21 protein-coding genes are annotated in these 23,671 nt (G+C 41.8%); 5 read left to right on the forward strand and 16 right to left on the reverse strand.

All coding sequences use genetic code 11. The features are described 5' to 3' along the window. Positions 1-169 precede the first annotated feature (169 nt). The 6 genes from ACVHUV_RS18660 to ACVHUV_RS18685 form a co-directional block, all read right to left on the reverse strand. Positions 170-622: a hypothetical protein gene (locus ACVHUV_RS18660; RefSeq protein ID WP_462085628.1), complete on the reverse strand. Its 453-nt coding sequence runs from the start codon at positions 620-622 to the stop codon at positions 170-172. Next, positions 622-1,422 carry a DUF3100 domain-containing protein gene (locus ACVHUV_RS18665; RefSeq protein WP_462085629.1) on the reverse strand — a complete coding sequence of 267 codons (801 nt, stop codon included), beginning with the start codon at positions 1,420-1,422 and terminating at the stop codon, positions 622-624. Before ACVHUV_RS18665 ends, ACVHUV_RS18660 begins: the two co-directional genes overlap by 1 nt. A 45-nt stretch (positions 1,423-1,467) precedes the next feature. Continuing rightward, positions 1,468-2,349, reverse strand: coding sequence for an NAD(P)-dependent oxidoreductase (locus ACVHUV_RS18670; RefSeq protein WP_462085630.1), 882 nt, complete (start codon positions 2,347-2,349; stop codon positions 1,468-1,470). Positions 2,350-2,392: 43 nt separating this feature from the next. Next, on the reverse strand, positions 2,393-3,841 hold the full coding sequence (locus ACVHUV_RS18675) for an aldehyde dehydrogenase family protein (RefSeq protein WP_462085631.1): 1,449 nt from the start codon (positions 3,839-3,841) through the stop codon (positions 2,393-2,395). Positions 3,842-3,926: 85 nt separating this feature from the next. Then, positions 3,927-5,552, reverse strand: coding sequence for a helix-turn-helix domain-containing protein (locus ACVHUV_RS18680; RefSeq protein ID WP_462085632.1), 1,626 nt, complete (start codon positions 5,550-5,552; stop codon positions 3,927-3,929). A gap of 272 nt (positions 5,553-5,824) precedes the next feature. Beyond that, positions 5,825-6,352 (reverse strand): hypothetical protein, encoded by a 528-nt coding sequence (locus ACVHUV_RS18685; RefSeq protein WP_462085633.1) that lies wholly within the window; start codon positions 6,350-6,352, stop codon positions 5,825-5,827. Positions 6,353-7,038: 686 nt separating this feature from the next. Between ACVHUV_RS18685 and ACVHUV_RS18690 the strand changes: the two genes are divergently transcribed. The 3 genes from ACVHUV_RS18690 (at position 7,039) to ACVHUV_RS18700 (ending at position 10,235) form a co-directional block, all read left to right on the forward strand. Further along, positions 7,039-7,584 carry a hypothetical protein gene (locus tag ACVHUV_RS18690; RefSeq protein WP_462085634.1) on the forward strand — a complete coding sequence of 182 codons (546 nt, stop codon included), beginning with the start codon at positions 7,039-7,041 and terminating at the stop codon, positions 7,582-7,584. A 90-nt stretch (positions 7,585-7,674) separates the two neighbouring features. Next, positions 7,675-8,706, forward strand: a complete 1,032-nt coding sequence (locus ACVHUV_RS18695) for a hypothetical protein (protein WP_462085635.1) — start codon at positions 7,675-7,677, stop codon at positions 8,704-8,706. Between the two features lie 5 nt (positions 8,707-8,711). Next, the gene (locus ACVHUV_RS18700; RefSeq protein WP_462085636.1) at positions 8,712-10,235 is read left to right on the forward strand and encodes a hypothetical protein; all 1,524 of its coding nucleotides are present in this window, start codon (positions 8,712-8,714) and stop codon (positions 10,233-10,235) included. Positions 10,236-10,324: 89 nt separating this feature from the next. Here the strand turns inward: ACVHUV_RS18700 and ACVHUV_RS18705 are convergent, their stop codons facing one another. From ACVHUV_RS18705 to ACVHUV_RS18725, 5 genes are all read right to left on the reverse strand, one after another. Further along, the gene (locus tag ACVHUV_RS18705; protein WP_462085637.1) at positions 10,325-10,777 is read right to left on the reverse strand and encodes a putative toxin-antitoxin system toxin component, PIN family; all 453 of its coding nucleotides are present in this window, start codon (positions 10,775-10,777) and stop codon (positions 10,325-10,327) included. Next, the gene (locus ACVHUV_RS18710; RefSeq protein ID WP_317943149.1) at positions 10,770-10,898 is read right to left on the reverse strand and encodes a hypothetical protein; all 129 of its coding nucleotides are present in this window, start codon (positions 10,896-10,898) and stop codon (positions 10,770-10,772) included. The genes ACVHUV_RS18705 and ACVHUV_RS18710 overlap by 8 nt, the downstream gene beginning before the upstream one ends. A 269-nt stretch (positions 10,899-11,167) precedes the next feature. Beyond that, positions 11,168-12,313, reverse strand: a complete 1,146-nt coding sequence (gene menC / locus ACVHUV_RS18715; RefSeq protein ID WP_462085638.1) for an o-succinylbenzoate synthase — start codon at positions 12,311-12,313, stop codon at positions 11,168-11,170. Beyond that, positions 12,294-13,445 (reverse strand): M20 peptidase aminoacylase family protein, encoded by a 1,152-nt coding sequence (locus ACVHUV_RS18720; protein ID WP_462085639.1) that lies wholly within the window; start codon positions 13,443-13,445, stop codon positions 12,294-12,296. Before ACVHUV_RS18720 ends, menC begins: the two co-directional genes overlap by 20 nt. A gap of 15 nt (positions 13,446-13,460) precedes the next feature. Then, positions 13,461-14,252, reverse strand: a complete 792-nt coding sequence (locus tag ACVHUV_RS18725; protein WP_462085640.1) for a MurR/RpiR family transcriptional regulator — start codon at positions 14,250-14,252, stop codon at positions 13,461-13,463. Positions 14,253-14,372: 120 nt separating this feature from the next. On the opposite strand from ACVHUV_RS18725, the gene ACVHUV_RS18730 reads away from it, so the two are divergent. Beyond that, positions 14,373-15,773 carry a YfcC family protein gene (locus tag ACVHUV_RS18730; protein WP_462085641.1) on the forward strand — a complete coding sequence of 467 codons (1,401 nt, stop codon included), beginning with the start codon at positions 14,373-14,375 and terminating at the stop codon, positions 15,771-15,773. Positions 15,774-16,160: 387 nt separating this feature from the next. On the opposite strand, the gene ACVHUV_RS18735 is transcribed toward ACVHUV_RS18730, so the two are convergent. Further along, a complete protein-coding gene (locus ACVHUV_RS18735) occupies positions 16,161-17,804 on the reverse strand; it encodes a glycerol-3-phosphate dehydrogenase/oxidase (RefSeq protein ID WP_462085642.1) in 1,644 nt (547 codons plus the stop codon). A gap of 177 nt (positions 17,805-17,981) precedes the next feature. On the opposite strand from ACVHUV_RS18735, the gene ACVHUV_RS18740 reads away from it, so the two are divergent. Then, a complete protein-coding gene (locus tag ACVHUV_RS18740) occupies positions 17,982-18,545 on the forward strand; it encodes a glycerol-3-phosphate responsive antiterminator (RefSeq protein ID WP_462085643.1) in 564 nt (187 codons plus the stop codon). Here ACVHUV_RS18740 and ACVHUV_RS18745 read toward each other — a convergent pair. The 4 genes from ACVHUV_RS18745 to ACVHUV_RS18760 are packed head-to-tail and all read right to left on the reverse strand — an operon-like array spanning position 18,540 to position 23,243. After that, on the reverse strand, positions 18,540-19,322 hold the full coding sequence (locus ACVHUV_RS18745; RefSeq protein ID WP_462085644.1) for an HAD-IIA family hydrolase: 783 nt from the start codon (positions 19,320-19,322) through the stop codon (positions 18,540-18,542). The genes ACVHUV_RS18740 and ACVHUV_RS18745 overlap by 6 nt on opposite strands. 48 nt (positions 19,323-19,370) lie before the next feature. After that, on the reverse strand, positions 19,371-21,074 hold the full coding sequence (locus ACVHUV_RS18750) for an ABC transporter permease (protein WP_462085645.1): 1,704 nt from the start codon (positions 21,072-21,074) through the stop codon (positions 19,371-19,373). Further along, complete coding sequence (locus tag ACVHUV_RS18755) at positions 21,071-22,201, reverse strand: ABC transporter ATP-binding protein (RefSeq protein ID WP_462085646.1); 1,131 nt, start codon at positions 22,199-22,201, stop codon at positions 21,071-21,073. Before ACVHUV_RS18755 ends, ACVHUV_RS18750 begins: the two co-directional genes overlap by 4 nt. A 16-nt stretch (positions 22,202-22,217) precedes the next feature. Then, positions 22,218-23,243, reverse strand: a complete 1,026-nt coding sequence (locus ACVHUV_RS18760) for an ABC transporter substrate-binding protein (protein WP_462085647.1) — start codon at positions 23,241-23,243, stop codon at positions 22,218-22,220. Positions 23,244-23,671 lie beyond the last annotated feature (428 nt).

Raw genomic sequence — 23,671 nt, forward strand, 5'->3', positions numbered from 1 at the left:
AGGTCATTTAGTAAGGAAAAATTATTAATAAAAGCAAAACTCCATACTACAATTTTAAAGTCGAAGAGAATTATAGTGATTGTATTCAACTCAACTTTGACAAGTAAAGATTGGTTTCAACAAAGCAGTCTTTTCTATCATCCGTTCTTCAAAACGTTCTATAAAACTCTTAAATAATCCCTTGGAAGCGTAAAATAATCTCTGCAATAACAGCGGATCCAAGAAATGTTCCCAGCATGACAAGCGTCGCAACAACGATTGTTTTCCAACCGAGTTTCACGAAATCTGTCCAAGAACGCCCAATCGCAATGCCTGCATAGGCGAGGATCGGAGTCGCTAGTGCAAGAAGCTGAACTTCTGATGTCCACTGTACAACCTTTTCAGAGCCAGGAAACCAAGGCATGGAAACGATGACACCGATAATCGAGATATATGCGATACTAGGGAAATTCACGGGAATCAATTCTTTTAGAATAAAACCGGCCAAACAAATAACAACAAGTGTAATCATTCCAGGAACAGCTTTAATTGGCAGAATATCATACCCTGCCCAGTTTCCAATAAGGGCGGTGATACCAAAGATTCCAAGCAACAATACCCACTCTTGTATGTTTTTCAGCATTAGTACCCCTCCTTATTACGCGTCATTCGCGCATATATTTTCTCTGTTAATGGAAGTCCAATGAAGATACTTACCCACAAACCTGTTGACAGTGAAAGCAAATTACTCGCACCCGAAAATGCGACAATTTGCGATTCAAGCTCTGGAAATGCAGCAATGAGCGAACCACTCGCGGCAGCCATCATACTTCCACTTCCGACGCCTGATGCCATCGCAAACGATAATGGGCTCAGTGGCGTCAATGTTGCGAGTAATCCAGAAATAAGCCCAAGGAACACAGCACCAAACACGGTTCCAAAAATGTACATCGCCATCACACCCCGTCCCTCTGGAGAGTTAATGCCGAATTTGTCCATAATTAACCCCACGTTCGGCTCACGGCCGATGGAATGCGTCATACCGATTGCTTCACGTTTAAGTCCAAGCCATACCGCAACCGGTAATGCGATTAAAATCGTTCCTAAATTTCCGAGTTCCTGCAAGAGCAATGCTGGACCTGCTGCAATGACTTCAGGTAAAGACGGCCCAATAATAACCCCAATTTTCGCTAATAATAGTGATACTCCTAAAACAATAATCGGTTCGGCATTTTTTGACTGCTTCTCTTTAACCACTGGTGTGAAATAAAGCACCAAACCAATCACAAGTGCATATAACATAGGTAGTAATAAAATCACGCCTGGCCCAACTGGAATTTTAAATGTACCAATCAATTCAGTAATTACCACAATCCCCAGTACAATCGCATGTAACCGCCAGTCCTTCCAGATACCAGCTAGTGAATTCTCATTTCCAACCATGTAAATCTCCCCCCTCTTTTTATTCCCACTCCTCTTTGCAATCCATCAAGTTACTGCCTCACGCTCAAGCAATTCCGCTACTGCAGTGGAATCACGTGATCCACTTCCTACTGCATTTGCTCGTTTAAACAACTCCAGTGGTGCATCACTAATTGTTGTAGGTACACCAACATTGCTAGCCAAACTCTGATACAACGTAAGATCTTTTAACATGTTGTCAAGAGAAAACATCACTACGTCATAGGTTTCGTGAATCATAGCAGGACCAAACACATCCATTACTCGTGACTGAGCAGATCCTTTTTGAAAGAGCTCTCTTAACTTTTCTTTTGAAATACCTGCCCTTTCTCCAGTTAGCAAGGCTTCCCCTAACAACGAAATGATGCCGCCTACGACCATATTATTACACAACTTTACAATCTGCCCTGCTCCACTTGGACCCATATATTCAACATGCTCTCCCATTGCTTGAAGCACAGAAGAAACTTGTTGAAACGCATTTTCAGGTCCACCGACCATGATCGTGAGTGTCCCTGAACTTGCACCATCAGGTCCACCACTTACCGGACAATCAAAATACGAAATGCCAACAGAACTTGCTAATCCTTCGATTCTCCGTGTCCTCGCAACATCATTCGTGCTCATATCCAATATCGCCGATCCAGGCTTCATAATGTGTAACGCTCCATCCTCCTCATCCAACAGGACGCGTTCCACTAAATCCGTCGTCGGTAAAGACAATATGACGACGTCACTCGACTTGGCGAGTTCTGGAACTGAAACAGCTCCACTTCCACCTTTCTCCACAACCCTTGCAACTGCTTCCGGATTCGTATCATATACCGTCACTTCAAATCCTTTGCAGATTAAATTCGTAGCAATCCCATGTCCCATCAGACCGCATCCAATAACACCTATTTTGGTCAAAAGATTCCCTCCAGACATTCCTTACTGATGAACCACTTTCTGATCAAGGTCTAATATAAACCGTTTTATAGTCCGTCCAAAAATCCAATGTCGTCGAACCTTGCTCACGTGGTCCAATGCTAGATGCTTTCTTACCTCCGAACGGATACTGATTCTCAAAATAGTTGGAAGGGATATTTACATGGGTTACACCCGATTCAATATGGCGAATGAAGTGAAATGCTTTCTTTAAATCATTTGTATAAATCGTCGATGACAAACCAAATTCACTATCATTCGCAAGTTCCAATGCTTCTTCATACGTATCGACAACACTCATCGCCATGACCGGACCAAAAATCTCCTCTTTAAAAATCGTCATGTCGCGTGTCACACCACTAAACAACGTTGGAGCAACGAAATAGCCTGCGTCCAATCCATTATCCATTAATTGTTCGCCACCACATTCAAGAATTGCACCTTCGTCCATAGCCGTTTTCACATAGTGTAAATACGTCTTTAGCTGGCCATCATCGACGACAGGCCCGTTGTCAACGCTTTCATTAAAACCATCACCAATTTTTAACCGCTGAGTCCTTGCAACGAGTTTTTTCGTCAATTCTTCCGCAATGGAACGAAGAACGATTAGACGACTCGTACCTGTGCAGCGTTGTCCGTTGTCTAAAAATCCACTGATAATCAAGTTTTCCACTGTTTCATCCAAATCTGCATCTTCAAGCACAATCGATGCATTCTTACCACCCATTTCCGCTTGCATTTTCGCTCCACGTTCACTTACAGCCTTACCAAGGGCAAGTCCTACTTGTGTAGACCCCGTAAATGATACGGCTTTGATCTTTTCATGACGTCCGATCGCATTTCCAATGACTCCTCCAGGGCCTGTCACCATATTAATGACACCCGCAGGAACACCTGCTTGTTCAAATAGCTCCATAATCTTGACACTGATTAATGATGTATTGCTCGCAGGTTTAAAGATTACCGTATTTCCTGCAACAATTGCAGGCGCAATCTTCCAAATGCCGATTCCAAGCGGGAAATTGTACGGAGCAATCACAGCAACTACACCAAGTGGTTCACGGATTGTATAGGCAAAAATGTCCGCATCATGCGACGGAACCGTTTCGCCAGTCATGCGAGTTGCCTCTCCGCTAAATTGTTTCATCGCTTCAATCGTTTTTCGTACTTCGCCATTTGCTTCCCTGAATGACTTGCCGACTTCTTTTGTAATAATCGTAGCCAACTCTTCTTGCTGCGCTTCCAACAACTGAATGAGCTTGAACAACACATCTCCACGCGTTGGTACTGCTGTATTTGCCCAGCTAGGAAATGCATCTTCCGCAGCTTGGATTGCTCGCTCGACATCCGTTTCATTCGATTTTTGGAAATAGCCTAACACCTCTTGATTTGCTGGATTCAAGCTTGCGTACGTTTCGTTCGTGTTCGATGAAACCCATTCTCCATTAATGTAATTGTTATAAGTTGTACTCATCGTTGCACCCCTTCTCAAAGTATCTATCTATTACGATAAATTAAATTAAGAAGTAGTTATATGTGACCCATCACAAAATTTCCTATTATTTTTCATTGAGCTCCATAAAAATTTTAAAGGCGACCACAAAGTCAATCCAGTCTTCTCCATTGGAAAAATCAATGCCTAGTATCTCTTCCGCTTTTCGCAACCGATAGTAAAGTGTATTTGGATGCACATGTAATGCATTTGCAGTCCGTTTCTGACTACTATTTGACTGGATGAATACGTTTAGCGTATCGATTAACGTTGCATCTGCCCTTTTTAGTTGGCCCAACTTATCATTCATGAAACGCTCTAATAATTCCTGGTCGACTTCATACAATAACCGTTCAATACCGAGCATTGAATATTCCACAATGGGTACATTATATTTTTTTGCGTAACCGACAGATCGCATGGCCTCCTTGTAGGACACTGATAACTCCTGAATCGGTGTTTCTCTACCAATTCCTACACTAATATCAGAACTCCCTGCCCCCATCTGCCGAATGCTTTCGTATAACTCTTGTACCGTAGAACGAGAAATGGTCGGGACAAGTATAATCAGTTGAAAGGCTCTTGCAAAAATTAACGGATGCACGCGCTCTGAACGAAGCTTTTTCTCTACAGATTTCACAAACTTTTCTTTTCCAATCAATTCTTCAACTTGCCACAGGGGGGTTTCGTTTCCTTCAATTAGAATACATTGTACAAGCGTATCTGATCGCCAGTTCACATACTGTAATGCCGCCTCCAATTCCCTTCCAGACAACCCTTCCAGTAAACGATTAAACACTTGCTCTCTGAAATAAATTTCTTTTTCGTACAATGCATTCTCCTTAATCAGTTCGAGCGCAATCGACAAACTTGCCTGTTCAATTGTAATTTTATCCATTTCACTGTACTGCTCAAAAGGTTTCGGCAAGGAAAGAAAACCTAATGTATCCACTCCCCTTCGAATCGGAAATAAATGAGCCTCAGAAGTTCTATCAAGGTAGCTAAAGTAACGCACGGCAACCCCGATTCTCCTTTTCAGTAATGAAAGGATTGCATCTATTCCCCGCCCTTCAATAACAAGCTGATAGAACGTATGATGAATGGAAATCGATTTTTCCAATAACGCGTTTTGCTGTTGCAAATGCTCATGTACCCTTGCATTCTCAATTGCAATCGCGCTCTGCCCGGCTACGACCTCAATCACCTTCATATCTTCTGCTGTAAAAATACTGTCTTCTCGATAATTATTGACAGCGACCACACCTAAGCATCTCTTCTCGTAGAGAATCGGCACACAAAACGAACTTCTAACCGTTCTTTGTTGAACGCCTTCAAAATAGTACCTAACATTTAACGCAGACATATTCTTCATATAGTCATTAATCTCATCACGGGATGTGAACAACTTTGGCTGTCGCTGGACAAAGACTTTTCCCGTAATCGACTCACCTTCAGCAAATGCAACATGGCGCATTGATTCAACGGCAACCCCTTCACCTTTTGCAAAACGGAGTGTTTTTGTGTCCTCATCATATAAATAGATAATAATGACATCCGCCACATCGACTAATTCACTAGCCGCCTGTATCACACTATGTAAGATTTCTTCGAGTCGCAAAGACTGCGTCAGAATCTTATTAATTTCCAGCAACTTATTCGCTTTATACAAATCCATCTCACTTTTCACTAACATCCGCTCACCTCCTTCACTTATTCTTTTAATTATCTGTCAAATAACCTTTTATCTCAATACTTAATTGGAAAAACTATAGACAAGCACTATAAAAATCCCTATTTGAAATAGGATATCGTTTTCTCCAGCAAAAAAAAGAACGGACCTATGACAATTGCCTAGACCCGTTCATCGCTTTTCATTTTTGATGTATTCCTTTTGCTCCTTTTAGACGTTACTCTTCCGCTAAGAGCAATCATTGCAAGGACTACCTTACCCACATAACCCTCAACCTACTCCTGTTCATGTAAGACACCTTCAAACGGAATCGTTTCAGTTTTCGTTACCCCGAACTTCTTATACGTAATTTTCATATCCGAAATGGCATCTGTTGAACGATCTCCATCGTAGTGTACCTGCAACACCATTCGGAATGTATCACTGGTTAGTTTGTAATTGTTAATTGGCACTAACCGCTCCTTCAAACCACTTTCGTTAACCGTCTCTTCATCAGCAGAGCCAATCACATTCCCATCAGTTGTCTCATCAATGAAAGCGACGATTAGAAAGGCATCTTCTTGCGTTAACGACTTGCCATCCTTTCTGATAAATTCCACTTGCTGCAATGTCGGATAACCGCTTCCTTTCCACGAAAATTCATAGCCCACATACATCGCGTCACCTGTTTCAAAATGTTCCTTTGGCAAGGTAACATGGCTGTTCTTCTCAAACTTTCCATTGTTAATGAAATACGTCGCTCCCCCTATAACCGCTATACCTAAGATGAGAAAAAGGAACACAAACAAGATGTTCTTTTTCAATTATTCCACTCTCCCCCGTTTACTTAATGCCATACAAAAGCAACCTCTATCACCTACATATCAATATATACGAGCTAAATGTCTGAAAAGTTTCTTTTTTAAATAAAATAAAAATCCAATCATATGGTTGGATGATTGGATTTGTTCATCATTGAGACTTTAAACATCAACATTTTTGCAGTCTAGCGCGTCGTTAACTTCTTTTATTGACACGAGTGAGTCGATTTCGTAGCCTTGATCGTCGTTAAAACTCACTTAATGACACGAGCACGACGATTTTACAGTCTAACGCGTCATTAAACCTCTATTAATGACACGGGAGCTCTGATTTTACGGCCTAGCGCGTCGTTAAACCTCACTTAATGACGCGAGCGCGACGATTTTACAGCCTAACGCGTCATTAAACCTCATTTAATGACACGGGAGCACTAATTTTGCGACCTGGCGCGTCGTTAAACCTCACTTAATGACGCGAGCGCGACGATTTTGCAGACTAACGCGTCATTAAACCTCACTTAAAGACACGAGCGCGACGATTTTACAGTCTAACGCGTCATTAAAACAAGCCGATAGTCAGGGATACTTTAGTTTCCGCAACATGTAACAACATTTTTAAAAATCAAACACCCCTTCCTATCCGCATGCTATAATTAACCAAAAAGACCCACATGCCTCAGGAGGATAATATGTCTATTCAAAAATACATAAAAGAGCACATTACTATGTTAGGAGATAGTACGTACACAGCTCCTGGCATTCCCGATAAAAAGCTGAACGGCGCTATTTCTTCCTATGCGCCAGATGTTAATTTGGAATATGTTGTTGCCTTAAAAGATACGTCAATTCTTTCAAACGGCAAAGAAGGATGCTTGTTTTTAGGGGATGCAATGTATTTGAAAACTGCTTTTGAGAAGCCGTTAAGATTGGAATACGCTGCCATTGAATCAATTGTCCATACGTCTTTTGAAAAAGCTGCAAGTTTCGGAAAGACAAAAACGGTAGAAAACGTGGAAGTGTTCATGAAGGATGGCACTTCTCATAACGTGACTTCCCTACTACTAAACGTTAATTTGAAAGGGTTTGTTGCACTCATTGATGGTATTTTAGCTGAAGCTGAGCAAGGGAAGGACTTTACAAATACATCACAAATTACGCCACTGTCTGAGATGTCGGAATCCGTTAAGCAACACTACATTAAACTTGTTGCCAACTTTGCATTTTCGGATGATTAAACGATTGATGTACTCGAGTATACAGAAATCATTTCGTTAATTTCGCGCATCGAACTTAGCGCTGCCATGCGTCTCGACATTCGGAGGTATATGAGCAATGTTGACAACCTCATACCGACAGAAGAATTGCTTAAAACGCTAAAAAATACGGTTGAAGAAGGCAGTTTTGATATTTTAAGTAAGTCTTTATTCAAAGATGTGTTGTACATTTTCGGGAAGAAAAACAACATCCACGATTGGGCACAACATACTTTTCTATGCGAACTTGCAGATGCCTTATCGGTTACACGTGAAGAAATTGACCTTATCATCGCTGCGATCCAACATGATGAGGATATTTTGAAACACCGAAAAAACGACTCGCAAATTAAAAAGTCGATGAAGGATTTATCCGCAAAAGCTGTCGCGGTTGGATTACCGATGGCCGCGATTTATTTTTCCGGCTCCGTCGTCGGATTGAGTGCAGCAGGCATCACTTCAGGCTTAGCCGCGATGGGTATGGGTGGCCTCCTTGGATTCTCGAGCATGTTTACCGGAATTGGGACGCTCGTCCTATTAGGAGTTGGCACGTATCACGGCCTAAAAAAAGTGAGCGGCATTAGCGATATTGAAAACAATAAGCAACGCGAGTACATGCTGCAAGCGATCATTCGAAACACGCAAAAATCACTTTCGTATTTAATTGAAGACATTAATGGAATTACGCAGCAGTTGATGGTCGAAATGAAAAAGGGCAATGAGAATTCCGAGAAAATCCAACAATTGTCGAACATGCTAGACATGTTGAGCAAAGGTGCGCAGTTGAGTGCTGATAAGCAAAATGCCTCTCAAATCGAGCAAGTCATGACGAAGCTGCCTGCAACATTAGATAGAGATCGACTCATCGGCTTGACGAACAAGCCGACACTTGAAAAAGTCCGTCAGTTCATTGAATCTTGTTATGATATGAAACACTCGACAGAGGAAGAAGTTCACGCAAAACCTGTGTGGCAATTAAAAGAGGGATTGACGTTGGCAGAAGTGGAAAATCTGCATAATTGTTTTTCGGAAATTGATTACAACAAAGTAGCTCAAGCAGCGTTCGCAACCGCTACGACAAAAGCGAAAAACTTGTTTAGGTGAATCAAATGAAAAAATCCCATCAGATTTCCTCAAAAGTACTGGATGAAAGCGGAAAAGCGCTCATCGTCCAACAACACATTGTGCAACAAGCCGAACAACGACTTGGACACTTACACGACAATTTGGACCAACTGAGCCAACTACAAGACGTGCAAAGTGATACATTGGATAAGTTGTTACAGCAAGCTAAGCTGCTCACAAATGGTTCAATAATTTCCGATCCAGTTGATACGCCTACCTTCAATAAATTGGAAGAAACCCCATATGAACAACTGGAAACCTTGCAAGCAAACGAGGAAGATTCATGGACCGACTTTCTCCAACAAAACGAATCGTTCGCGTCATCGCACAACATTGACCTACAAGGCGATCCGTTTGCAAAACTTTTTACGGACAAAGAACGTGCAGAACTGACGCGTCAAATACGCGATGATTACAAAATGGCGACGCCAAACTGTGATCGCTACGATTATGCAATTGCCGCCACGTGCGGTGCGGTTGCCGGGCTCATTGACAGCTTTTTCGTCGGAATGCCTGGAGATAGCAAATTAGGGAAATGGACAGACCAACAAGTCGACAACGTAGTCGTGAAATTTGCCCAAACGATTTGGCGTGCCGATAAAAGCAACGGTGCACAACTTCGTACTGAACCGGAAAACATCGCACAGGCAATCGGCTTTTTAGAGCGGAAATTTAAAGTGAATTATGATGCGCGGTACGCTGCGGATTTAGTCATGGGAGAAGAAACGTTAAATATGCGACCGAGTGATCACCATTTAAAATCCCTTGGCCATTCACCGGATATCATCGGGCTATTCTTTTCATTGCTTGATCAGTTCACGGGCAAAGCGAGTTTTGTCGCCGATGGACGCATCATCCGACTGGAACCCATTGAAGGAGCGAATGCCTTTAAGCTGCAAGGCGGGAACTTTCTTGCAAAACTGTATTGTGGATTTGCCAACTGGCTCGGGCATTTGCTATCGGATATCTCGGGATCGAGTGGAACAAGAGGACATAATGATGGACGGCGGGGAGCTGGCATTCCCCTCCCGTTCTATTCATTATTCCAACTATGTGACTTCGGGTCCATCGAAGTAAATGGACAAAGCAAAACCTTTGCAGAGTTTTCCACTGCTGTATTCGAATCCGGTTACGACGCACGTTTCGGCATCACAATGGCAATCCCTGTCGCCTTTAATGAAATTGCCATTCGATTACTATGGGCACTAAAAAGCAAATTTTATCACAAACGGAGCTGGAAAGAATCACTTCCAGTTGGCAATAAACCCGAATTGCGACGCATGCTCCTCGTCGGTCATGGAACACTTTGTGTAGTCGACGGCGCAGATGCCGCGTTGCGCGCAGGCGGCAATCCTCTTCTATTTGCAACACGTATGAACATGGTCGCTTGGTCAAGATTGGCGTTTAGCGGGTTGTTGGAAGTGCGGAGTATGTATAAAGAAAAGGGACTTGATTTGCAAGCGTTGGAGAGAGATTTGGTGAGAGAGTGGGAGCGATTGGGGAGGTAGGTTTATAAAATAAATTTGGAAGTTCTCATAGAGCACATTGTCTTCAAAAATCACATTTTTCACAAGCATCCTTAAATAACAAAGACACATCATTGAGGATGCTTGTACCCTTTAATTTGTTCCAAGAACTCGATTGAGGGTACAATTTTAAATTCATAACAGTTTATATCTAGCAATCCAGACTTAGTATCATTGGTAACTAAATAATGTACTTGCCCAGCATAACTACACTCCAGAAACATGTCATCAAACTTGTCGTTACAATACACCTCAAGGTTTCCTCTAATTTTTAACGTATTTACAGATTTAGAATAAAAAAACATATCTGCGATGTACAGTAGAAATGCAATCTTTTCTTCTTCCAGCTGTAACTCCTGATTAGCAATTTTCTTAGTAATATACATGAGCTCACCGATTGTTTCCTGGGAAAATGCCGCTCTAAAGATACCGGCATTAAAACAATCAATAATTTCTTCACAGTCTGATCTATGCCCCAACAAACCATCAATAATTACATTTGTATCAAAAACAACCTTAATCATTATACTTATCTAGTTCTAAGTCTCTTTTCACATCTTTAGAACTTCTCTTGTTTTCTTTCATTGCTTTTTGAATAATTTTTTTTGCTTCTAGTAAAGGATTCTCTTTTTTAATTGTAACCAATTTATTTTCCTCCTTATCCCTCAAACGTATCACTTCCTTTGGAATATGTATACGTGTAAGTGTTCGTAATCGGTACATTAATTATACCATAACTCCATTAAAAGACGAAATTATACGAAATTTAAATGATTCATTAAACATTCCTGTTAATTTAATGCATTTGGATAGTTAGAAAAGTGATAAATAGCTATTACACAATTCAAATTGCTTCACTAGTAGTTACAGACAAACTCCCCCGCACAGCACAAAACCATGCAGGGGTACTTCATTTATGACGGTATCGGATGCGCAGACTCTCCCGTACGAATCGTCTCACTACGAACAAGCACTTTCCGCAATTTCTCTTCATCTACACTGTAACCAATCCCGAAGCCCGACGGAACACGAATAATCCCGTTTTCCATCGTAATTTCAGGCGTCACGATGTCTTCTTCCCAGTAGTGGGAGGATGGTGCTGTATCCCCAGGAATTGTGAAGTTCGATAGCGTTGTCATTTGAATGTTATGAGCGCGGCCAACTCCTGTTTCAAGCATGCCGCCACACCAAACGGCAATATCGTTCGCCTTGCATAAGTCATGGATGCGGATGGATTCCGAGAGGCCCCCGACGCGTCCAATCTTAATGTTAATGATTTTGCAACTGCCGAGTTCGATTGCTTTCCGAGTGTCTTCGACAGAGTGGATGCTTTCGTCGAGGCAGATTGGTGTCGTCAGTTCTCTCTGTAAACTTGCGTGATCGATAATATCGTCATGGGCAAGCGGTTGCTCAATCATGATGAGGTTGTATGGATCCAGTTGTTTCAGATGTTCAATATCCTTTAAGCTATAAGCAGAATTGGCGTCTGCCATAAGCACGATGTCCGGAAATTCTTTACGAACGGCTGCGATGTAGTCGATGTCTGCGCCTGGTTTGATTTTGACTTTAATCTTCTTGAAGCCTTCGTCCACATATTCTCGTACTTTCTCAACAAGCGTGGCAGGATCTTTTTGAATCCCAATGCTTTTCCCAACCTCAATTTCCTTCTTCTCTCCGCCAATCATTTCCGCGATCGACTGCTCGTTCTTTTTAGCGAATACATCCCAAATAGCTGTTTCAATTGCTGCTTTTGCAAGATTGTTTCGTCGGACGAATTCCAGCATGCCGTGGACTTCGCCTGGATGACTGATTTCCCGATGAATAAGCCGTGGGATAAGAAATTCCTTTAGCATATAAACCGTTGTCGCAGTCGTTTCCTCATTGTAATACGGTTCATTGCTCGTAGCCGTTTCCCCCCAACCGGATAGGCCGGATTCGTCAATTACTTCTACGAGACACACATCTTTGTTCTGCATTGTCCCAAAACTTGTCGTAAACGGAGCGATGAGCGAGACATTCGTATGGTGGAGTTTTACTTCTTTAATTGTGACTGATTTCATTCCCAGTTTCCCCTTTCGCATGCAGTTCTAAAATCGTTGTCATAACGGCAATTCCGTTCATCATGGCGTCGCGGTCAAACGTCATCTTCGGATGGTGGAGACCTGGTTTCAAGTCACAACCAAGTCCGATCATTGTTCCTTTCAAGTGCGGTTTTTTGATTGTATAAAAATGAAAATCGTCTCCGCCTGGTGTAATAATCGGTTCGGTCGTATTTGCATCCCCTAGCGCTGCTGCGATCGCTTGATGAGCTACATTTTGTGCCTCCGGATGAACTTCGGCAGCTGCGATGCCGTATTCTTCGGTAATGCGAATGTCGATCCCGAAGAACGAACGTGCTGAATCGAGAACTGCGTGAATCCGTTTTGACAGTACTTCCATCGCATCATTTGTCTGGGCACGTAAATCGACTGCGAGCGAAGCACTTCCCGGTATGATGTTCGTGCTTCTGCCGCCCGCTTCAAAACGCGTCACTTTCGCCGAATGTGGTACGGTCGGGTCAAGATGAATCGTTTGGATAGCATTCACAATATATGTTCCAATTTCGATCGCATTATGTGTTAAATGCGGCCTAGCACCATGTGCATCATCCCCGCGTATGTCAAAATGAATGGTGCCGGTCGCTCCATGAACAATAGCCGGTGAAGCTTTGCCGTTTTCCGTCTCTTGATGAGGTCGTAGATGAATCCCATAAAAATAGTCAACTGCGTCAACAGCCCCCTTTTCCACAAGTTTCAATGCACCCGCACCAACTTCCTCCGCGGGTTGAAAGATGAACCGGATGCCTATCTGTTCAAGTAAATCACTACAATTCTTAACGTTTTCTACAACCCCAAGCACCATCGTCATATGTGCATCATGGCCACAGGAATGATTCGCCTTTAATGCCCCATCAACTTCCTGCCAAAGCGCATCCATGTCGGCACGTAGCGCGATGACCGGCACGTCTCCCGAGAAGTTCCCGATATCCCCGATGACACCTGTACAATCATCAAAAACAGTCACTGCACAGCCAGCCTCTTCCAATCTCTGCTGAATGAACTTCGTTGTTTCAAATTCCTCCCAACTCAACTCAGGATTTGCATGTAAATGTTCAAACGTACTCATTACTTGATCTTTCGTTAACGTGCCCATCAATCAAAACCCCTCTCATTGAATATAGTAATTGTTTGCCGGATTAATCAGATCCAGCTTGTCAATTTGTTGCGCGACATGTAGCAGCAGGCTGTTTAAAACTGAAAACGTGACAGGTCCTTTTTCTAGAACTGATTTTTGCGAGATCGGAATGACGAGTACATGATCCGCAAAGTCGACGACAGGTGAAGAGCCTGAATCGGTAATAACGATGACTTGATTGCCATTTGCTCGCGCTTCTTCCGCCAGTCGAATCGTGCCAAGTGCATACCTGTAATACGAGAAGATGACGACGCACTGTCCACTCCCACGCTTTGTCATGCCAATATCCGTTTCCGGGCGATACAGTGTCGTATTGCCAAGCAATGTGTTCAGCAACACGGTGAACCAGTGGGCATACGCAAACGATTGATAGTAGCCAATGACGTTAATTGCCTCTGCTTCGACTAAACAATCCACAATCTTTTCGGCAACAGCCCAATCCAAATGCCCCGCAATTTGCGTAATATTATCACTGTCACTTTCCATAATGCCGCTGAACGGATGCTGATCTGCTCGTTTATTCTCAGGTGATCGGATGGTCAGCAAACTCCTCTGCACATCCGTTTGAAGGGCACTAAAACCCTCATAGTGAATTGCTTTTGCAAAACGAATGATCATTGTTTCGCCTACACCGAGTACATGCGCAATCTTTTTCGCTGGATGTGTGGCAAATAAAATCGGATTCGTCAGCAATGCTTCTGCGACCTTCTTTAACCCAGCTGTCAGTTTTTCATATTCCTTTTTCGTTCGTTCGTCGTAACGCATCTCTACAACATTCCTTCATTTGTAATAAATCATAAAATTTATCGTTGTCAAAATAAATTATATGATTTACTATATAGCTAGTCAACCAAATTAATAAATAATTCAGGATGGAGTGATAGTTTGGAAAAGAAAAAGAAGTGGACACTCGGCATTCCGGATGCATATGTCATTCTCTTTATGATTCTCGTGCTTATGGCCGTATTGACGTACATCATACCGGCAGGAGAATTTCAACGAGAAGAAGTAGACGGCGTCACGATTGTCGTACCGGACAGTTACACACAAATTGAATCTTCAGCAGCAAGTCCGATGGATATTTTCCTTGCCATCCAGAACGGAATGATTGCTTCTGCACCATTGATTTTTCTCGTCTTAATTATCGGTGGATCATTTGCAGTCATCGAATCGACCGGTGCCATTGACGCACTGATTTTGAAGACCATTGAGCGGACGAAAAATAAAGAAATTGTATTAATTACCATTGTTATGATTCTCTTTTCGATTTTCGGCACGCTCGGAATTATCGTAAATGCAGTTATTGCTTTTATTCCAATCGGGATTATATTAGCTCGTTCGATGAAGCTCGATGCAATCGTAGGGGTATCGATCATTTATCTAGGGGCTTACGCAGGATTTAATACTGCATTCCTTGATCCGTTGACGACGGGAACTGCACAGCAAATTGCTCAACTACCGCTGTTTTCAGGCATCGGGTACCGAATCATCATCTACATTACGGTCCTACTTGCAACGATTCTGTACATTGCGTGGTATGTAAAGCGCATCAAAAAAGATCCAATGAAAAGCGTGCTAGGCGATAATCCGTTTCCGAAGTACGAAGAACGCGACGATTTGAATAAAGAAGTACAGCTAACAGGAACCCACAAATTGGTCCTCATTTGGCTCGTACTCGGGATTGCTCTTTATGTATTCGGTGTTTTCAAGTACGGTTGGAGCCTTAATCAGATGGCTGCCATCTTCATCATCATTGCAGTCGGTACTGCAGTTATCGGCCGACTCACACCGAACCGTCTCGTCAAAGAATTTTTCGAAGGAGCGAAAGGCCTTGTTTACGGCGCAATGATTATCGGGATGGCTCGCTCAATCGTCGTCATCTTAGAAGAAGGTAAAATTCTCGATACCATTGTCCAAGGAATGGCAACAGTCATGACCCCTTTCACAAGTGTGAGCGGAGCGATTGTCATGTTCATCGCGAATGAATTATTCAACATACTCGTCTCTTCCGGCAGCGGACAAGCCGTCATCGTCATGCCAATCATGACGCCGTTAGCAGACCTCATGGAAATCCCGAGACAAGTAGCTGTACAAGCCTACAAAATGGGAGACGGCTTCACAAATGTCATCACCCCAACATCCGGCATTCTCATGGCAAACCTTGCAATTGCAGGAATCGCCTGGACAAAGTGGGTCCGTTTCGTCTTCCCGCTACTCCTCATCTGGACAGTACTCGGCATCATCTTCCTGGCTATTGGTGTCATGATGAATTGGGGACCGTTTTAAGGATTTATTGTGTACTTGTAAAAACGCCTTTCTGCGGGATGCAGAAAGGCGTTTTTCTATAATTATAAAAGCTGAATGAGTACATGAGGTTCAGGTTCATTGAAAATTGAAAGGTTCACACAAATGAAAGGTGAACAACAGAATAACATAGTCAAAAGGTCACGAAATGGCGATAACTTTGTGAATTTGATCGATAACTTTGGCTATCCGATCGATAACTTTCACTATCCAATCGATAACTCGCCGTATTTGATCGATAACTTTCACTTTTTGATTGATAACTCGCCCACCGACCACGATTATATGAAATCTCCATATTCATTCAACCACTTTTATCCAAATTGCTGTAGTATAAACTAGCTGACACCAAAAAAAGAAAACATTCCTCTACAAATAGATCTCCTCAATTCGCTCTTCTAACTCATCTATATGTTTTTGCTTTTCCGCTTCAGTCCAATTCATGAAGCATGCCATATAATTAACAACTTCTCCTTTCCACTTTTGAACCCATTCAATATCAAACAGCATCGCTCCGGTTCTTCGAATAAAATAATCCGCAGGCGTCATGGCCATTTCTTCTTCCATCGCATACTGTAAGGTCAGCTTAATAGATAGTGGTAAGTCATGATCTTGTAATACGAGATCTGCACACTTCATCACTGCCTCAGTATTCGTGCCGTAAGTTGCAGCGATACTTGTGGCATCACGTTCCGAAATCCCTACCTCTGATGCTACTACACTAGCTTTTTCCTGTATGAAGCGTGTGTAGTCTTCCGGCACCTTAAAATTTCCACCCGATAATTTCAATGTTTTAGTAATAGAATCTGAACAAGTCTGCCCCTCTTGCCTAAGTTGCTGACAAATCATATCTGTTACAGTTTCAGCCATTTTTCGGTAACCTGTTAATTTTCCACCTGCTATTGTAATTAGTCCAGTTTCTGAAGTCCAAATTTCATCTTTCCTTGATATTTCCGAGGGCCCTTTCCCTTCCTGTCGAATTAACGGACGCACTCCTGCCCATGCAGATTCAATATCCGCCATTCCTAATTGCAAGTCAGGGAACATAAATGCAATACTATCAATTATATATTGTTTATCCTCTTCATTGATTTCCGGATGGACTAAATCTTCATGGTACTCTGTATCTGTCGTTCCAACATACGTTTTCCCATTTCTAGGAATAGCAAAGACCATCCGGCCGTCAGGCGTATCAAAATAGACAGCTTGACGTAACGGAAACTTGGAACTGTCAATGACGATATGTACACCTTTTGAGTGGAATAAACCTTTTCCCTCAATCTTCTTATCCTGATCAATGACATTTTCCACCCATGGACCTGTCGCATTAATCACCTTCTTACCAGTAACATGAAAGAGCTGCTTGCTCATAACGTCCTTGAAAAAAACACCTGCTACTTTTCCTTCATTGTCGTAGGTGAAAGATTCTACTCTTGCATAATTCAGCAAATCAGCTCCATTCGCAGAAGCCGTTTTTGCTACCTCAATTGTCAATCTTGCATCGTCCGTTCGATATTCTACGTAATAGCCTGCACCAAGGAGATCTTTCTTTTTTAATAAAGGCTCTCTTTTCAAACTCTCGTCTTTCGTCAACATTATGCGTCTTTCCTTTTTCTTAACGCCAGCTAAAAAATCATACACTTTTAAACCAAGCGACGTAGAGTACTTACCAAACGTTCCCTTACGGTAAATAGGAAGCAACATCCACTCAGGGTGGGTAACGTGTGGAGCATTGCGATAAACCACTTCCCTTTCTTTCCCTACTTCTGCAACCATTCCGACTTCGAATTGTTTTAAATAACGCAATCCACCATGGACAAGCTTAGTAGACCTACTGGAAGTACCAGCTGCAAAATCTTGCATTTCAACAACAAGTGTTTTTAGTCCTCGTGTGACACAATCAAGTGCAATACCTGTTCCAGTAATTCCGCCTCCGATAATAATGACGTCATAGTGTTCGTTTTCAATGCCACTCAACAATTCTTGTCTACCTTTAAACGAAAAAGATTTCATAGTAAACACACTCCTGTATAAAAAAGGCCATTACAATAACCCTGCTTCATGCAAGGATTGTAATGGCCTTTTCTCATATTCTCCGACCTTATAAAATTTACTCTTTTCAAAATTGTATCTATTATACTATTATAGTAGAGAGTCACCATTTCTTATTGCTTGAAAGGATGAACAAACATGAATTTAGTAGACATGGTGGAATCCCAAATGATTGCTTCCGTTAAGAATGAAGAGGATCTGCAACACGCACTCACGTCAAAAGCGAATATTGTTTTTCTTCTAACCGGAAATCTCATGACAATCGCTGATTACATCCAACAATTACGTAAAGCCGATAAACACGTCTTCCTTCATTTAGACTTCATTGACGGTATTTCAAACTCTCGTAATGCCCTCAGTTATGTAGCAGAATTTTGGAAGCCAACCGGGATCATTACGACAAAAAGTCATATAGTCAAGACTGCAAATGAGTTAGGATTAAAAACGATCCAGCGTATCTTTCTAATCGATTTAGCGGCAATTAAAAAAGGAATCGAAATGGTCAAATCCTGTCAACCCGATGCAGTTGAAATATTGCCGGGCATCATTCCAAAAGTGATTGATCAACTCTCAAGGGAACTTGACTATCCAATCATTGCAGGTGGACTCATTACAGACATATCAGAAGTTCACGATGCATTAGAGGCGGGTGCTTTGGCTGTTTCCTCAGGCGACCCAAAAATGTGGAACTTTGACTTATAAAGTCGCTATCTCCTTAACACTTGGGAGCACAAAATCAGGTTGATAAGCTGTTGCTTTCAACATGTCTTCGTTTGTAATACCTGACAACACTAAAACGGAGTGCAACCCTGCGTCATTCGCCATCTTAATATCCGTCTCTAGCCGATCACCAACCATGTAACAGTTGTCCGGTTCCATCTCTAATACATTTTTGAGCACATATTCAGCCATTAATAAGGAAGGCTTCCCAGTAATCATTTTTACACTTTCACCAGTAGCACCTTCTAGCGCACCAATCATTGCTCCACAATCAGGGATTTCTCCGTCTTTAACTGGACAAGTTCGATCGGGATTTGTTGCAATAATTTCTGCTCCATTACGCCAGGCTTGAAAAGCATCATTTAATTTCGCATAGGTGAATTCACGGTCCCAACCGAGGACGACATGAGATGCGCTGGCGGGATTGTCCGCCAGCTGTATATTTTCACTACTTAATTCCTCAAATAACGGTTCCTCTCCAATTACATACACGTTGTCGCCCGGTTGCATCACACTTTTCAAATAGTGCGCTGTAATGTAATTGGAGTTGATGACCTCATCCAATTCAACTTCAATGCCTAGTGCATTTAACTTCACAACATAATCTTTCCGGCTTGCAATCGATTTATTGGTTAAAAAAACGACTTTATCCCCACGGTCCCTCAAGGTTTTAATCGCTTGCGCAGCACCATCAATCGTCTGGTCATCCAGATAAATCGTTCCATCTAAGTCAAAGATAAAACCTTTCAAAATCCTCACTCCAAATCAGTTTTGCCAACTGCCAAGCTACACTATACTAAAGGTCAATCACAGTTGCTGTTTCTTAGCAATGAAGCTAGCAATACCTTGCAAGATCAGTACTAAAGCTACGAGAATGACAGACATGGCTGCAGCTGAGTAATATTCTGCTCGTAATATATTTTGGAAAATTGCTAAACTCATTGGTGCCCATTCAGGAGGAGCAAGTAGGATTGATACACTTGCCTCTTTAATGACGGTAATGAAAACAAGGACGGATCCAGCAGCAATACCTGGTAACAGGAGTGGGCCGACAATTGTTATCGCCGCAGTTAAAGGTGTCGCACCAAGATTAACAGCCGCCTCTTCGATATCCTGTTTGATTGCACGCATTGACCCCATCGTTGAGCGAACCATATAAGGAAGTCTCCTAATTGTATATGCGATGATTAGTAAAACAGCAGTACCTGTCAACTGCAAAGGCGCCGTGTTAAATGTTTGAATCAAAGCAATACCGAAAGCGATTCCTGGCACAACAAGTGGAATTGAAGCAACAAAATCCAGCTTTGCAGAGTTTTGACGTACGACAAAATAAGAAACGAACGTTGCAACAATCACACTTAAAATTAAGGCACCCGTTGCTAACATAATACTGTTTTGAATGTTCCCCATCGATGTCGAGAAAATCGTTTTATAGTGATTCAATGTATAACCCGTTGGTAATAGATCTTTCCCCCAAGTCGTTGCAACAGATTGCAATGCAACAGAAAGCATTGCCAATAATGGAATTAACACAACGAACATAGAGTAGCCTGATAAGACACGCGTCAATACTTTATTCTCAATCAATTTTTGCTGTTTCGGCTTTCCTGAAACAGAACCGTAGTTTTTCCCTTTTGTAAAGAGATGTTGCAAGTAGAAGAAAAATGATGCCACAAGCACCATAACTACTGTCAGAATTGCAGCTCCTCCCCAATTGAAGAATCCAGCAATTTCACGATAGGCTTCAACGACTAATAAATTTAACTCTTTTGGAGCCAATACTATTGGACTTCCAAAGTCTGAGAAACTCACCGTAAAGATAAGCAATGCACTCGAGATGACACCTGGTAAAGCTAGCGGGAATGTAACGAATATAAATGTAAACCAGCTTTTTGCACCTAAGTTTTGCGAAGCTTCCTCTAAACTGACATCGCTTACTTTAAACGCTGCCACTAACGGCCATAATGCATATGGGAAAAAGAAGAATACTTGAACAGCAACAACGCCCGCCATGGAATAAGGGTTTAATAACATCCCTTCTCCACCAAGTGCATTGTAGATTTGCGTCACCCAACCAGACCGTCCGAACATAATAATAAATGCGTAGGCAGAAATGAACGTTGGTACAATTAACGGAATCATACATAACGCGGAAATCGTCTTCTTAAAAGGCATTTTCGTTCTCGCAATCCCGTATGCAAGTGGTATACAGACGAGGATGATAATAATGGTAACGGTAAATGCCAAGACAAGACTGTTTTTTAGAGCAGAGAAATAGCCAGCATTGGAGAAAATTCGTTTGTAGTTATCCAACGTTATATTCTTAAACTTCTCGACCGTAGAATTAAAAATTGCAGGATCCGTAACTGCCCCTAGTAGATTTGTTGGCTCACCCGTAAAACTGACGACAAAGACAGAGAGAAGCGGGAGTAACATGAAAAGACCAAAAAATGCAAAGATGAGGACTTTTACAACCGTCAATCCATTGATGCTATTTTTTAATCGGTTCATATTAACAGCACCCTCTCATGTTCAACCGTTAACTTAACCTTCTTTCCTTCCTCAAAGATATTGGCACCTGAGGAGTACGTCGTATCAACGATTAATTGATAGGAACCAACTTGAACGTCATATCGTACAATGGATCCTAAATACGTTGACATGATGACTTTTCCTTCTATAACATTCGTTTGGGTATGATCAATCACACTATCCGCAGCTTCAACCCTAACGTGTTCAGGGCGGATGATTACATCTACTTCTTTTTTCTGTACTTTATTAGCAGAGCGGAGCAAGAATCCTTCTCCTTTTACGACTGTCAATCCGTTCTCTTCACCTTCAATAGTTCCCTTTAATATATTCGAAGTCCCAACAAAGTTTGCGATGAACGGTGAAGAAGGATTGCTATATAAGTCTGTCGGTGTGCCAATTTGGACGATGTGCCCTTTGTCCATAACTGCCACCCGATCCGCCATACTCATCGCTTCCTCTTGGTCATGCGTAACAAAAATCGTTGTAATGCCCAAGTCTTGTTGAATCGTTCGAATGGTATTTCTCATGGAGTGCCGTAATTTTTGGTCTAAATTGGATAATGGCTCATCCATGAGAAGCACTGCTGGCTCCATAACTAATGCTCTTGCGAGGGCGACACGTTGCTGTTGGCCCCCAGATAATTCACTCGTTAATCGTTCGGCGTGTTGATCCAATTCAACATACTTCAAAATTTCCATAACCTTGTCAGTTATATCTTTTGGATATTTTCCTAAACGACTTGACAATAATCGGGCATAGATTCCCATTTGTTTAATAGGATTACTAGCATTCAGTTGTTTAATATTCAAACTGTATGCAACATTTTCAAACACATTCATATGTGGAAATAACGCATAGCTTTGGAACACCATACCGCAATTCCGCTTATTTGCAGGAATTTTTTCAACTTCACGATCCCCTATGTAAATACTTCCAGAAGTAGGATTTTCAAAACCCGCTATACAGCGCATAGTCGTTGTTTTCCCACATCCTGAAGGTCCAAGGAGAGCGAAAAACTCGCCCTCCTCGATGTTCAGGTTAATGTCGTGAAGGGCAGTAAAATCCCCAAATGATTTTGTCATCTTTTCAATTCTTACTGATCCCATTCATCTTCACCCTTATTTACTGAAATTTGTCTTTCCATTCGTTACGAACGCGGTCGTAGTTTTCATTCACCCAGTCGATGTCAAGGTCTACCGCATGTTCTTTTACTTTTTCAAGTGATAGTGGCGTTTTTGACTCGACTTCTGGATTGATTGGAATGTGGTACCAATCCGCCATAATTTGTTGTGCTTCTTTGGATAGTAGGAAATCCATGAACTTCTTACCACCTTCAGCGTTCGGGCCACCTTCGATTAATGTTGCAGGATTAACGAGTACTGGTGTCTTATCAGGAACGATAAAATCGACTGTTTCCCCTTTTGCCTTTTGCTCATACGCCATGAAGTCAAATCCTACGCCGATATGCGCTTCACCCATTGCTACAGCTTTTGTTGGAGCAGAACCTGAGTCAGGAATAGAGTTTGCCTGCTTCACAAGCTTTTGAAAGTATTCCCATGCCTCATTTTCCCCTTGTTGCATCATTTGGTCCATTACCATTAGCGTAGCTGTACCTGATGCTGCAGGGTTCGGGAATTGAATTTTCCCTTCCCATTTTGGATCTAATAAATCCGCCCATGTTTTTGGTGCTTCTTCATCAGTAACCAAGTCTGTATTGTAAGAGAATCCTAAGACGAAAAGTTCAACACCAACATACTTACCATCTTGATGCTTGAGCTTAATGCCGTTTTCTACGACATCCCAATCAGCAGCAAAATCCGGAATGTATTCTGCAAGAATCCCACGTTCTACAGCAGCTTCAAACGGAAGAATTCCTCCTCCACCATACCAAACATCAGCTTTCGGATTTTCTTTCTCCGCCATCATCTGATTCACTAGAATGTTAGTTCCCGCATACTTCACATCGACTTTCTGTCCATGTAATTCCTCGTATTTCTTCGCCAATTCATTCGTGAAATCCGGTGTTTCAGGTGAATAAAGCGTGATATTTCCTTTATCACCATCTCCCGATGAGTTGCCACCTGCACAACCTGCCAGTACGCCCGCTGCCAATAAAACACTTGCAGCCAATCCTCCCAATCTCTTCATGAAAATCCCCCTCATTCAAATTTTTTTACAGACAAAAAAGAGACGAATGCAAAATGAGCCCCTTTTTAAGTAAGGGCTTACATTTAGGCTTTCATCTCATAGTCTCTGCCTATATTGAACTAAGTCTTAGTATATAGCATATTATCATAATTGCAATAGTTTAATGATTTTTCTTTCAAGAAATATTTTTATAAGTTTACTTTGTTGACCATCAACAAAGTAAACCAATTTAAATTTAGATTAACGATATCTATGTAACAAATATATCGTTTCATGTAATTATGATTTTTCACCTAAATTTTTCATTTGGCATACCCAACCAAAGAAACGGTTCTTCGCTTAAAGATGGTAAAAAAGAATCTTTTTTATACGGTTTTACACTTTTGAACTTTCAAATAATTAAGAATCATGTATACTACATTCCGATA

Source organism: Sporosarcina saromensis, from assembly GCF_054901285.1.